This window comes from Spirosoma pulveris, assembly GCF_054781875.1.
This window is the reverse complement of record NZ_BAAGTO010000003.1, coordinates 390,123-402,638: the sequence shown is the minus strand read 5'-3', so window position 1 is coordinate 402,638 and position 12,516 is coordinate 390,123. Positions and strand designations below refer to the sequence as shown.

Annotated in this window: 14 protein-coding genes; 8 read left to right on the top strand and 6 right to left on the bottom strand. The window is 51.9% G+C overall.

Annotated features, from left to right (window positions below):
- Positions 1–2 precede the first annotated feature (2 nt).
- On the top strand, positions 3–2,972 hold the full coding sequence (locus tag ACYVJM_RS14460) for a sialate O-acetylesterase (RefSeq protein ID WP_461148939.1): 2,970 nt from the start codon (positions 3–5) through the stop codon (positions 2,970–2,972).
- Positions 2,973–3,068: 96 nt separating this feature from the next.
- Here ACYVJM_RS14460 and galU read toward each other — a convergent pair whose 3' ends face one another.
- The 4 genes from galU to ACYVJM_RS14440 form a co-directional block, all read right to left on the bottom strand.
- Positions 3,069–3,932, bottom strand: coding sequence for a UTP--glucose-1-phosphate uridylyltransferase GalU (gene galU, locus ACYVJM_RS14455; protein WP_461148938.1), 864 nt, complete (start codon positions 3,930–3,932; stop codon positions 3,069–3,071).
- Positions 3,933–3,994: 62 nt separating this feature from the next.
- Positions 3,995–4,990, bottom strand: a complete 996-nt coding sequence (locus tag ACYVJM_RS14450; protein ID WP_461149227.1) for a mevalonate kinase family protein — start codon at positions 4,988–4,990, stop codon at positions 3,995–3,997.
- Positions 4,991–5,150: 160 nt separating this feature from the next.
- Positions 5,151–5,633 carry a hypothetical protein gene (locus tag ACYVJM_RS14445; RefSeq protein ID WP_461148937.1) on the bottom strand — a complete coding sequence of 161 codons (483 nt, stop codon included), beginning with the start codon at positions 5,631–5,633 and terminating at the stop codon, positions 5,151–5,153.
- 115 nt (positions 5,634–5,748) lie between these two features.
- On the bottom strand, positions 5,749–6,114 hold the full coding sequence (locus ACYVJM_RS14440; protein WP_461148936.1) for an XRE family transcriptional regulator: 366 nt from the start codon (positions 6,112–6,114) through the stop codon (positions 5,749–5,751).
- Positions 6,115–6,448: 334 nt separating this feature from the next.
- Here ACYVJM_RS14440 and ACYVJM_RS14435 point away from each other — a divergent pair, with 334 nt between their 5' ends.
- From ACYVJM_RS14435 to ACYVJM_RS14415, 5 genes are all read left to right on the top strand, one after another.
- Positions 6,449–7,087, top strand: a complete 639-nt coding sequence (locus tag ACYVJM_RS14435; RefSeq protein ID WP_461148935.1) for a hypothetical protein — start codon at positions 6,449–6,451, stop codon at positions 7,085–7,087.
- A gap of 19 nt (positions 7,088–7,106) precedes the next feature.
- Entirely contained in the window at positions 7,107–7,901 is a 795-nt protein-coding gene (locus ACYVJM_RS14430) for a PD-(D/E)XK nuclease-like domain-containing protein (RefSeq protein ID WP_461148934.1), read from the top strand.
- Positions 7,902–7,914: 13 nt separating this feature from the next.
- Positions 7,915–8,262: a hypothetical protein gene (locus ACYVJM_RS14425; RefSeq protein ID WP_461148933.1), complete on the top strand. Its 348-nt coding sequence runs from the start codon at positions 7,915–7,917 to the stop codon at positions 8,260–8,262.
- Between the two features lie 150 nt (positions 8,263–8,412).
- Positions 8,413–9,186, top strand: a complete 774-nt coding sequence (locus ACYVJM_RS14420; RefSeq protein WP_461148932.1) for a pentapeptide repeat-containing protein — start codon at positions 8,413–8,415, stop codon at positions 9,184–9,186.
- Between the two features lie 158 nt (positions 9,187–9,344).
- On the top strand, positions 9,345–10,532 hold the full coding sequence (locus ACYVJM_RS14415) for a DUF748 domain-containing protein (RefSeq protein ID WP_461148931.1): 1,188 nt from the start codon (positions 9,345–9,347) through the stop codon (positions 10,530–10,532).
- A 79-nt stretch (positions 10,533–10,611) separates the two neighbouring features.
- On the opposite strand, the gene ACYVJM_RS14410 is transcribed toward ACYVJM_RS14415, so the two are convergent.
- Complete coding sequence (locus tag ACYVJM_RS14410) at positions 10,612–10,944, bottom strand: hypothetical protein (RefSeq protein WP_461148930.1); 333 nt, start codon at positions 10,942–10,944, stop codon at positions 10,612–10,614.
- A gap of 43 nt (positions 10,945–10,987) precedes the next feature.
- Positions 10,988–11,263, bottom strand: coding sequence for a hypothetical protein (locus ACYVJM_RS14405; RefSeq protein WP_461148929.1), 276 nt, complete (start codon positions 11,261–11,263; stop codon positions 10,988–10,990).
- 192 nt (positions 11,264–11,455) lie between these two features.
- Here ACYVJM_RS14405 and ACYVJM_RS14400 point away from each other — a divergent pair, with 192 nt between their 5' ends.
- Together ACYVJM_RS14400 and ACYVJM_RS14395 are read left to right on the top strand one after the other, a co-directional pair.
- Positions 11,456–12,058, top strand: a complete 603-nt coding sequence (locus ACYVJM_RS14400; protein ID WP_461148928.1) for an RNA polymerase sigma factor — start codon at positions 11,456–11,458, stop codon at positions 12,056–12,058.
- A gap of 6 nt (positions 12,059–12,064) precedes the next feature.
- Entirely contained in the window at positions 12,065–12,475 is a 411-nt protein-coding gene (locus ACYVJM_RS14395) for a hypothetical protein (RefSeq protein WP_461148927.1), read from the top strand.
- Positions 12,476–12,516: the final 41 nt, after the last annotated feature.

The following is a 12,516-nucleotide window of genomic DNA, read 5'->3' as shown; positions in this document are numbered from 1 at the left end:
TTATGCCATTTCCTTTCCGATGGATTGGGGTTATTGTCTTACAATTTTTCTCTGGTCTGGCGTTCGCACAACTCACCATCACCAGCCCGGTACCAAGGATGGTTTTCCAGCGCAATTTAGCGAATGAAGCCAGTGTTAGTATAACCGGAATTACCTCTTCTTCAGCCTCAATTGTCGAAGCTCGTTTTGTTCCTCTGGCTGTTGGTCAGGGAAACGTTACGGACTGGACACCCTTGCCATTTCGCCCTCAGTCGACGGCCTTTCGCGGACACATAACCGTATCGGCAGGCTGGTATCGACTGGATGTGCGGTCACGATCAGGCACAACCATTATTGCTCAAAGCCAGGTCAACCGTGTCGGTGTGGGCGAGGTGTTCATTATTGCCGGGCAGTCGAATGCCGAAGGCGGGTTTCAACGGCCGCCCAGCGCTGTGGACGACCGGGTCATGTGTGTCGATTTCCGACAGGACAGCCTCAGTGAGCAGTTGATCCCCTTACAATTTAGCCACATCAGTTACGGCACCAACATTGGCCCCAGCCAGCCCCCCCATATTTATAGTATTCTGGGCGACAAGCTCGCCCAGCGGCTTAACGTTCCCATACTGTTTTTAGGGGCGGCCCTGGGAGGGACTAGCAGCACCGACTGGCAGCAATCAGCAGCCGGCAATATGGGCACTGGTCGTAATTCAGCCGTTTATCGGCGAATGGGGGCAGTTTTGCTCCATTATGTCACCCGAACCGGAGCCCGGGCTGTTCTCTGGCACCAGGGAGAAAGTGATATTCATTCGTCAACACAGACGTATTTCGACAACATCAAGTATGTCATCGAAAAAAGTCGGCAGCAGCTTGGCGGTAAGCCGCTGGCCTGGTGTGTTTCGCGGGCAAGTTATATTTTCGGGCAAACCAGTTCTTCGGTTATCGCGGCACAGAACCAGCTCATCAGTAGTGTATTTAACGTCTTTGCCGGCCCCGCTACCGATGGCATTATTGGCCCCGACAACCGGTTCGACGACCTCCACTTTGGCGGTAATGGGCTCTTTCGGTTTGCCAGTGCCTGGGATGAGAGCCTGACAAGCTCCTTTTTTCAAAATGCACTGCCCGTTATGCCAACCGACTCGGCATCACTGATCACGAGCGGATATACCATACCCCTTACGCGCCGACCGGGTGAGACGGTTGCCGTCGCTTCGGTCCGTAGCGATGCACATGCATCGGACAACCAGTATGTTGCCCAGATTATTCGCGCCAGTGATGGGGCGCTGATGGCCGAATCCAGTCCAACTACCGACAATCCGATCTCGATGGTGTTACCATTTACATTGGCAAACGGGCAATATCGTCTGCGTACCCGCTCCACGAATCCCGCTTTGTTGGGCACCCTGGGCGAACCTTTCAATGTGCAGCAGGATGCCACACCCCAGCCTCAACCCCCTATACAACGCATGCCCATTAGCGGAGGAACAGCCGATACAACCATCAGACGCTTTGGCTATCGTTTTGAAACAGGCTCCCATTCGTTCTATGGGCTGATTCAGGCCAGTTCGCCGGTAGAAGTTCGATTGCAGAGTCTCGATGGCAGTGGTTTTAATGATTCTGACTGGCACCTTGCCCCTGTCAGTTCTCAAGCACCGGATTATGATCAGTTCGCTGACTTCAATTATATCCGTAATTACCCGCCTATTTCGGGTGGTGTTGGCGGTGTTATTCCGGGAAGATACCGCTTCTCAATCCGTCGTCAGGGCGATACCGGACCGGGTTTATGGTACGAAATGAAGCTGCTCGACGGCCGAAACATCCTGTACTATCCTATGGAACCCGTTGGTGCTGTTCCGACGGTGCTTACCATCAGCAACTCGCCGGCTCCCTGCCAGGTCAACACCTTTTCCGTGGCGGTCGACGTGACCGAAAGTGCCGTCAAAGCAGACAATGTCTTCAGTGTCAAACTATCGGACGCCAACGGCTCGTTTGCCAGCGAAACCACTATCGGCAGCGGTACAACCAGCCCCATTGCGGTCAGTTTATCGCCAACAATTCCCCCGGGAGCCAACTACCGTATTCGGGTCGTTGCCAGCAATCCGGCAGTAGCCAGCGCTCCCAGCCAATCGTTTTCCATTTGCGCCGGAGCCGATCTGTCCATGAACATGGCCATTAGCAACCGGACACTGGAAACCAGCCAGCCCGTTACGCTGACGGTCGTATTGGCCAACGCAGGCCCGATGGATGCGACCAATGTGCAGGCAAGTAGCATACTCCCCGATGGAATGAGCTTTGTAGATGGGTCTTCGGGAGCCATCAGCGCGACGGCCAACACCGTATCCATCAATGCCGGTAACTTGCTCAATGGCGCCAGTAAATCGTTTGTCTTCCGAATTAAAGCCAGTAGAACCGGCACCTTTTTTACGTCTGCCCAAATTACCGCCAGTAACCAGTTCGACCCCGATAGCCAGCCTAACTCGGGTACGGGAAGCGGGCAGGATGATGAAGCTACGGTCGACTTCCGCACGCCCAACTCCGGCACGTTCATTAGCGTATCGCCCAACCCCGGACAAGTCCCACTGCCCCCCGTTCAATCCAGCCAGCCGCCAACAGACGGCACCAAGGCCGATCTGAGTCTGTCCATTGCCACCAACACGCTGGTCGTTTCTGCCGATCAGACCGTAAATATTCCTTTGACCGTCCGTAATTCGGGCGGGGCAGCTGCCACGAATGTATCGGTACAGGCGCTTTTGCCTACGGGCTGGCAACTGGCCACAACGGGGCTAACGGCAAGTGGTCAAACCGTAACAGGGACCATTGGGTCCATTGCAGTTGGCAGTACAGGCACATTCACACTCGCCGTCAGGGTAACTCAGCCGGGTACGCTTCAGGCGCAGATAGCGGGCGCATCACCTGCCGATCCCGACTCCACGCCGGGCAACGGCTATACGAAAGGCGAAGACGATGAAGCAACGATTCGTTTACGGCTGAAGTAGACGCTTACCGTTTGGCAAGCACCCTGGTTTATCCGGTCCAGAATCTGCCCATCTCTTTCAAAAAGAAAGCCCCGCTCATTGCGGGGCCTTCTGCGTTTACTTCTTCACAATTTCTTCGAGGAACGCCCGAAACTTATCGGCAAATTCGGGGCGCTTGAGGGCAAACTCGACGGTTGTTTTCAGGAAGTCGAGTTTATTGCCGATGTCGTGGCGTTTACCTTCAATGCGGTGCGCGTACAAATTCTCCCGTTTCAGCAGCATAAGCATGGCATCCGTCAGCTGAATCTCATTGTTTTTACCAACCGGCGTTTGCTCCAGCATGGCAAAAATTTCGGGGGTCAGGATGTACCGACCGGCAATGGCGAGGTTCGACGGCGCTTCATTGATCGACGGTTTTTCGACCAGTGTATCGAGTTCAAGAATCTGGTCGCTCAGCGATTTACCGCCTACAATGCCGTACCGGTTCACCTTATCGTGCGGCACCTCTTCGACAGCAATCACACTGCAGCCGTACTGGGCATAGGTATCAATAAGCTGCTGGGTAACGGGAATGACCGAGTCCATAATGGTGTCGCCGAGGAGTACGGCAAAGGGTTCATTGCCTACGTGGTGGCGGGCGTACCGAATGGCATCGCCAAGACCGTTCAGTTCCCGCTGACGAACGTAATGCAGATTTGCCATGTCGGACAACCGGCGCATCTCGTCGAGGAGCAATTGATCTTCTTTTTCTTCGAGCCGCATCTCGAGTTCGAAATTGCGGTCGAAGTGGTCTTCGATGGCCCGCTTGCCTTTACCCGTAATAATGAGAATGTCTTCAATACCCGAATCGACGGCTTCCTGTACAACGTACTGGATGGTAGGGCGGTCAATAATCGGGAGCATTTCTTTCGGCTGAGCCTTGGTGGCGGGCAGGAACCGGGTTCCAAGTCCGGCAGCGGGGATAACGGCTTTCTTTATCATAATTTTGGCAGAGGGTAGAGGGTCTGGACGCAGGGCGAAAACGAAGTGCCCTATGCCCGCTCCTATACTACATACGGCTTTATAACACGAGCATTGATTTTCTTCAGTTCAACAAAGAGCCGGTTCAGCATGGCATCGTCGCGGTAAAGGCCGATGATGGAACCACCGGAACCTGTAAAGGATGCCGATGCACCGCAGGCACGGGCCGTTTCGATTAAGCTGCGGTTTCGGTCGCTGATGGTATAGATCTGAGCCCGCAGATCGAAATTTCGGTTCACCAGTTCATTCAATAATTTGGTGTCCTGATTCAGCATGGCCTCCCGACCTTCGCGCGCTACATCAGCAATGGCATTCATCGTGTCGACTACAATGGGTTCGCCTTTGAGCCAGCGCGCCCGAACGTCGTTGTGTACACGTCCGGATTGCTTTCCCAGATCGGTATTGTAGGCAATGTACAGTTTGGGCAGCAGCCGGGAGTCGAGGGGTTCGTACTGCCCGTATCCCTGACGTTCCATCGTTTCGCGCTCGAAATCCATGTACACGCATCCTTCGTAGCACTGAATCACGCGATCCTGCAACCCGGCAGTAATGCCCAGTTCCTCCGCTTCGGTAGCCAGCACCAGATTGGGCAATATTGGCCGTGGAATCTCTACGTTATAGAATTGCATCAACGCCCGGAACGTAGCCACAATGATGGCGCTGGAACCGGATAACCCCACCTGTCGGGGAATAGACGTATTGTAGCGAATCGAGAAATTCTGATTGGGAAGCCGGATATGCTCTGATTCGCAGTATTCAGCAAATTTTTTAACCGCAGCTTTTAAGAGCGGCACCCCGCCGTGGTACCCTAGCATACTCACCGAATCGCGCAGGTGATGCAGGCTCCGGAATACGTTCGTATCCTGCGGCTGTGGTTCGATGTGTAGTTCGGGCGATGGGTAAAGCGTTACAGACGCGCCAAAATTCCGGACAGTGATCGCAATGGTTTTACCAAAAAATCCATCGGACGGGTTACCAAGCAGGCCCGCCCGAGCATAAGCGCGGGTTTCGATGAGCAAAACAGTATAGCGAAGGTTGACTTCGCTGGCTAATTGATTAAACGACAAGTTTACGAAAGAATCGGCATCCTGAACGAGAAAGCCTCGCCCACAGGATAATAAAAGAGCGACCGGTTTATTAGCCGGTCGCTCAGGTATATCGATTGCCTAGCCTAAGTGACTACTTGACATCGTCTTTCTGCACACTTTCCTTGTCTTTGCCGGTATAGCCGACATTGTGCGGATCATAACCTTTATTTGGGTCGTCGCCCTCTTCCAGATACGTTGCATCGGAACGGTGGAGCAGCGCATCATCGGAAGGGTTTTCCGCCACTTCGCTCAACTTTCTGGCAGCTTCGTCGCTCATCATATGTCCTTTAGGCGCTTCAGAAATGGCATCGGCGTCGACGTCCCACTCCTGCGAAGTACCCTGGCTTTCGCCACGGGGGTCGCCCACCCGGCCTTCGCCTTTGTTTCCCTCACGGGTATCGTGCGTTATGTTCCTGTTTTCGGTATCCATATCCATACCCGACGTCGTACCAATCTGGTTCGTGCCGACGCCTTCCGATTCGCGACCGTAGTCAGAATCGCCATGCTGGTTGGGATCTTTTGAATAATAGTCAGGGTCGAGTTTATCCGGGTCGAATGGTGATGTAGTTGCCATAACGTTAAGTGTTAGTTTACCCTATAACCCGGAAGGACGGCGGGTTGTTTTGGTGTCAGTGGAGTTGGTGGAGTGAGTTAGACGTTCCTTCACTCCACTGACTTCACTAACGCCACTACTCCACCACGCCCCTCCTCATCTCCGCCAGCAATTGATCGTTGGTTTGCTGGAGCAGGGCCATGCGTTCGTTCAGTTGAAAAAGCAGGAACTCCATATTGCGTAATCGCTCTTCGGTAGTGATGGCTGCGGAAGGCGAACTGAGCACTTTAAACATTAGCCCTTCGCCCCGTAACAGCCAGTCGCCATTGACCTGCGGATAGGCTACCAGAATCTTTTCGAGTGTATCGTAACGGGGTTTTAACCGGCCGTGCAAAATATGATAAACTTTTTCGCCCCGGTGCTCGCCAAGTTGTCTGGCAAATTCAAGAACGCTGATGCCAAGCGAATCAATTAACTGCTGAAGCCGGAGATGAATAGTCATAGTTTACAGTTTTCTATGTAAAAACCAACAGGAACATGGGCGGAACCGACCGGATGGACTGGAAACGGATTTACGTTTTCGCAAAGTTCCCGCCCACAGTAGAAAAACAGGCAAAATAAAGACCATAAACGGCCTTTTAAGGAACTTTTTCAGTCGAACGACCTTCAACTGCCCCGGCCTGTTCCGACGGTCTGCACGGGAAGGAATTACTTATAGAACGGGCTTGTTTTTTACACAGTTTTGTGTAACTTTAAGTCAGTAAACACGACCCCTTAAAAAGGCAAAAGGGACCTCAAAATGGGCCCCCTGCTTGAACAGTAAACAACAAATACTAATGAACACACAAAACAAAAGCCAAATCGAGACAATTCAAAGCGGTAGCTCACTTAAACCGTATCAAAAGATTCACGAATTGACTGGCGAGGTCGTGAATAAATATAAATACCTGGAAGGACATCCCCGCCAATATCGGTTCGATGCCAAGGAAGGTGTCTTCAATATTAACGGAAATGAAAAGCTTGGCCGGACGCTCACATTTCAGCCAATTGCCTGGCGGATTTTTACCGATAATATCCTGAATATGGGCACCAAAAACTGGGCAGAAATTTTCTTTATCGACGAGAAAAATTGTGTATCTGCGGTGCTCTTTCACGGCTACTCGGTCGACAATATTTTCCGGCTCATCGAGCCGCTTTATTATGATGACCTGACGCTGGCCGATGTGGTGATCACGGCGGTAGCCGAGAAAAAAGAGAACAACAAAATTCAGCCGAAAGGGGTGTATTACATCGCCAACTTTACCTACAAAATGGCGGATGTTGAAAAAACGAAAGAGTTAAAACAGTTTGCCCAGGAGGTTAAAGTTTTCCGGCAGGAAACCCTGACGGACATTGCCAACATTAAAACGGCTATGAATTACTACAATCCCTTCGCCAACCCGATTGACGAGCCTGTTTTACTGGCTGCCGGATAATCTCTTTCTCAGATCGCTTATGATTTCTCAATTGCTGACAACGGCCCAGCAGCCGCTCTTCACACCGGGTGACGACTATCGCGCCCTGCCCAGGATATCAAATTCGGATTTGACCCGGCTTAAAGAAGAACACCTGGGGTATTGGTCGGTGCCCTCGGCCCGATATATTCCCGAAAAGACCAAGGCGTTTGGCCGGGCTTTTCACCAGCACCTGCTCGAACCCGAAACGGTGGGCACCGTACTGGCGCAACTGCTGCCCGATCTGGTTGACCCGGCGGGTCGACCGGAACTGAATGCGCTGGCCCCTGCTCAGGAAAAGCAGTTGCAGACGCTGATGCAAACCATTCGGCAGGACGCGTTTTGCCGGCGTTACCTGCGCTTGTCGGAGCGGGAGCGGATTGTCCTGTCGACCGAGCCAACAACGGGTGTAGCCTGTAAAGCGCGGCTGGATATGGTGTACACCAGTCCCAAGCGCCGTAATGCGCTTGTAATTGACCTGAAAACAACCTCGGCCCGCACACAATCGCAGTTTCTGGAATCGTGCTACACCTATGATTACGACCGGCAGGCGGCCTTTTATCTGGACAGCCTGCGTCATGCCGACAGCCGCGAATGGAGCACGACAAAGCAGTTTCGATTTGTATTCGTTGGCATCATGAAACAGAGTCCTTACCGCCTGTTTGCCGTTGATGCTACGTCGATTCCGGGCTTTATCGACTACGGCCGAAAGAAATACCGCTTCTGGCTCCGCAAATGGCGGGATGAGCAGGTTACGGAGCAGCCAATGGCGCCCGCCTGGAGTATGAGTGCTTAAATCAACAACCGTTATGAACGCTTCCATTATAACCCTTACCCCGGCCGAACTCCACTTCGACTGGGGTACCGATGGGCTGGTACTGTGGATTGAAGAACTGGACGGGGCAGATAGTCTGGCGGGGCAGATGAGCGAGGTAATGGACCGCATTGCTTTTGCCATCGAACTGCAAACGGGCTGGGATCACCGGACGGATGGCAACACCCTGCATCCGCTTTACGGTTACCGGCTGCTGCTGCGTGATGCGTCGGGTCTTTGGAACGCCGTTCAAACCGACGAGACGGGTCACTTTGCCGGCCTCACCCCTCTCGAAGAAATGGATTACGAAGTGGCGTATGATAAAGTAATGTGGATCGAGTAAGTTAACTGGCCGGCAGGTAGCTAACGCAGGCGTTCTTCGGCGTCGGCCACCTACCGGCCTGCTACTTTTCACGTACTATCCTTGCCCGTGCAACCTTTCTCCGCCAGCCTGCATCTTTCATGAAAAATCACCTGAAATCTCAGAAAACTCATGAAAGCTATTCTCCTCTCCCTACTGTTCGCGCTTGCGGCTCTGGCGCCTGCACTGGCTCAGAAAACCATTGACGCGAAAGATATTATCGACAAAATAAATCGGAAAGAAAGCGTCTCCTATCAAAACGTCACCATCAATGGCGACTTCGACCTGACCAACCTGGCCAATCGGAAAGAGTCACGGGAAGGCGGCTGGGGCGATTCGCGTCAGTACCTGAGTGTAGTTGAATCGCCACTGTCTTTCAAAAACTGCACCTTTACGGGTAAAGTACTGGCCTATCGCACAGAAGACCAGGACCGGCGGCTTATCAAGGTGAGCAACATCGTTTACAACGCCGATTTTACCGAAGCCGTTACCTTCGACGGATGCCAGTTTGAAAACGATGCGGCTTTTAAGTACTCGTTGTTCAGCCAGCGGGCTATTTTCACCAATAACACCTTCCGGAATGGGGCACTGTTTAAATACAGTAACTTCCGCGATGAAGCCGATTTTAGTGGCTCGACCTTCCGCGACTATGCCGACTTTAAGTACACTAAATTTGACGAGTCTTCCTCGTTCAGAAAAGTAGCCTTTGAGCGCTACGCCGATTTCAAATACACGAAATTCGATGAGCGCGTCGATTTCAGCCAGGCCCGGTTTAGCAGCACTGCCGACTTCAAATACACGCATCTGCCCCGTGGTACCAATTTTGATGATACCCGGTTCACCGGCTCCACCGACTTCAAATACACCACCCTCGACGGACGCAAGTTTTCGCCGAACGCTCGATAAGTGAATGAAATAAGTGGCGTACGTAAAATGGGTGGAGTGAGTGGGGTAGTTGCGGAAAGAACTACTTCACTCACTCCACCCATTTTACGTACCCTACCAATTAACTAATCAGCCAATTAACCAGTTACTAATAACCAGAAACCAATCCACTCAACGTTTTGAAACGCGCCACTAAAATTTTCATTGCGCTTGTCGTTTTATTGATCATTGCCCGATTGCTGCTTCCTTACTTTGTACTGCGGTATGTCAACAAGACGCTGGCCGACATGGGAGGCTATACGGGGCATGTCGAAGACATTGATATTCAACTCATTCGGGGGGCGTACCAGATCGATGGACTGCGCATTCGCAAGATAAATGGCAAGATTAAAGAGCCATTTATCAACATTCCTAAAACAGATTTGTCGATCGAATGGAAGTCGCTTTTCAAAGGGAAACTCGTTAGTGAGGTCGAGTGCTACGAGCCCGAAGTGAATTTTGCGTTCAGCGAAAGCGAAGCCAGCAGCCAGACCGGTGCCGATGTAGACTGGACCGCTTACTTAAAAAAGCTGCTGCCCATCAGCATCAACCGCTTCGCCGTGATCAATGGCCGGGTCGACCTGACGAGTCTGATTACGCAGCCCCGCGCCGATCTGTCCATCCAGAAACTACAGGGCGAAATCCGGAACATCCGGAATGTGGAAGATGAGAACAAGAAACTTCCCTCACCGGTTGTGGCGTCGGGCGATGTGCCGGGCTACGGCGGCACCATGAATTTTTCGGCGAATATGAATCTGCTGAAAGAAATACCCGATTTCGACTATAATCTCCGCTTTAGCGACCTTCAACTGGTAAAGCTCAACCCACTGGCGAAAGAGTACGCTAATCTTGATTTTGAGCGGGGAACGGTCAGTGTGTACAGTGAGATGGCCATGCTGGACAGCAAGTTAAATGGCTACCTCAAGCCCCTCACCAAGGGCATGCAGATCTTCAAACTTAATGAACACGAAGGGCGTTCGGTGGGGCGTTTCTTTACCGAACTGCTGGCCCAGGGCGGGACCGCCATCCTCAAAAATCAGAAACACGATCAGGTAGCTACCCGCATTCCACTCAGTGGCACAGTCGACAACATCGAAACGTTCGTCTGGCCAACTATTTTCGGGGTGCTCCGAAATGCCTACATCGAGGCTTTTAAAGGTGAATTCGACAACAACATCACCCTGAGCGATGCACTCAAGAGTGTCAAAGAAGACTTTAAAGAAAAACGGGCGGAACGGAAGGCTGAGCGCAAAGAAAAACGAGCGAAACGAAAAGCCGAACGGAAAGCGAAACGAGCCCGGCGAAAGTCCGAACGCGAGAAAAAGTAGTATCGCCCGTCCCGGTCGGGTATGAAGTAAATGACCAGATGCCTCTACTTCACGTCAGACCGGGACGGTCAGCACGACACTATTGGGTCTTCCGACGGCGGATCAGTGTATCCTTACGGGCACCGGAGTCGGTTCGGCGCGGTACATACCGATTTCGGGTCTTTTGTACACCCGCATCTTTTTCCATCTTGTACGAAGGAATGGCATTATCCTTACTTTCCAGATTATCCTTTAGGGATGGCGGAGGAATGGGCTTGCTGGACCGCGCGGATGCTACCGACATGGCTTTAGGCTTGGTGGCATTCGTCGTTGTCGATTTTGGTGAACTCGATCCGGCTGTTGACCCTTTGGGTGTTGTCTGAGCCATGGCCGTCGTAGCCAACAGCATGACACCTATCACTAGCTTCATCATAACGTTTTTTGAGTTTTATCCTTAATGTACACTATACAAATGACTACCGTCGTACGCTGTCTACTTTGGTAGCTCCTCCTCGTCGCAGCGAATCGGGCGGCAAGCGCCGTTGTTTCCGGTTTCCAGGTAAGGTTGTATCCATACCGGCTTCCATCTTCGACCGCTGTTTCCGATTCATTTTCACCTTTGGCTGCGCCGGATTGGCCTGTCGCGTATCGGTTGTGGAAGTCGACTGCTGCATAACAGGCGACTGATTACTTTGCGCGTAGGTAACGACACTCAGCGCCAGACCCAGTAAGCAAAACAAGAACCGTTTCATAATTTCGTTGAGTTTGTATGCCCTTGTAACGACCTGAGCCGGTAATAGGTTATGGATGAAAGGGGTTAATGAGTGAGTGAGCCTATTTCCTGATACTATTGACCGTACACGCCGTTGTTTGTAAAGGAGTTACGGATTAATTGTGGAATTTAGGCGGTTTCTGCATCTACCGGATAAGCAGTCCAGCAAAGTATGTTTCTCAAACTGTTCCGTAAGTCCCGGCCCGGTCCGGAGCGCTCCCGCAATGACCCGGCCGATTACATTGCTACTTACCGTGCTACCGGCGATCTGACGGTGCTGGGTGAACTCTATGAGCAATATATGGACCTGGTATATGCCGTTTGCTTTAACTACCTCCGCGATGAGGATGAAGCCAAGGATGCCGTCATGAACCTGTTTGAACAACTGGTAACCGACCTCCGTAAACACGAGGTACAGCAGTTTGGCCCCTGGCTTCATAGTGTAGCCCGTAATTACTGCCTGATGCAGTTGCGAAAGAAACAGGCTTATCCCAAAGCGGCTCTGGTAAATGGCAACGGGATCGACCCGGACGATGATCCGGTTATGCAGCTTTCGGCCGATGACGACGATCGGGCAGAACTGGAAGAAGACCTGACACTCATGGAAACCTGTCTGCTAACATTACCTTCCGAACAGCAAACCTGCCTGAGATTATTTTATCTGGAACGAAAAACCTATATTGAAGTGGCCGAGCTAACCGGCTACGATCTGAAACAGGTAAAAAGTTATTTGCAAAATGGGCGTCGGAAGTTGAAAATTTGTATGAGTAAGTAACCAACAATGATCGACCAACTAACTTTTGATGAATTACGGGCTTACCAATCCGGGCAGTTAAACGGCCCGGCACGCTACCGCGTGGAGCGGCTGCTGCTCGAAAACCCCTTCTATGCCGATGCTCTGGCGGGGCTGGAAGCCATGCAGCAAAGTACAACCAGCGCCCAGCCCACTGCCGAGCAACTGGCCGATCTCCGGGATGCGCTCCACGAACGCATTCACGCATCGGCAAACCAGAAACGGCTGTGGCCGCTCTGGATTGCGACGACCACAGCGGCCATTCTGTTCATGCTTGCCATGGCAATTTATTTCATCTTTTTTGCGCCTAAGCATCGTCAAAAGCCTCAGCCAAAACCAACACACTCAATAACCAGCAGCCTGCTCCAGCCTACAGATAGTTGGTATACGATCTCATGAGAGACTATTCCATTGATCTATTTTTCAATCAAATTGAGCAC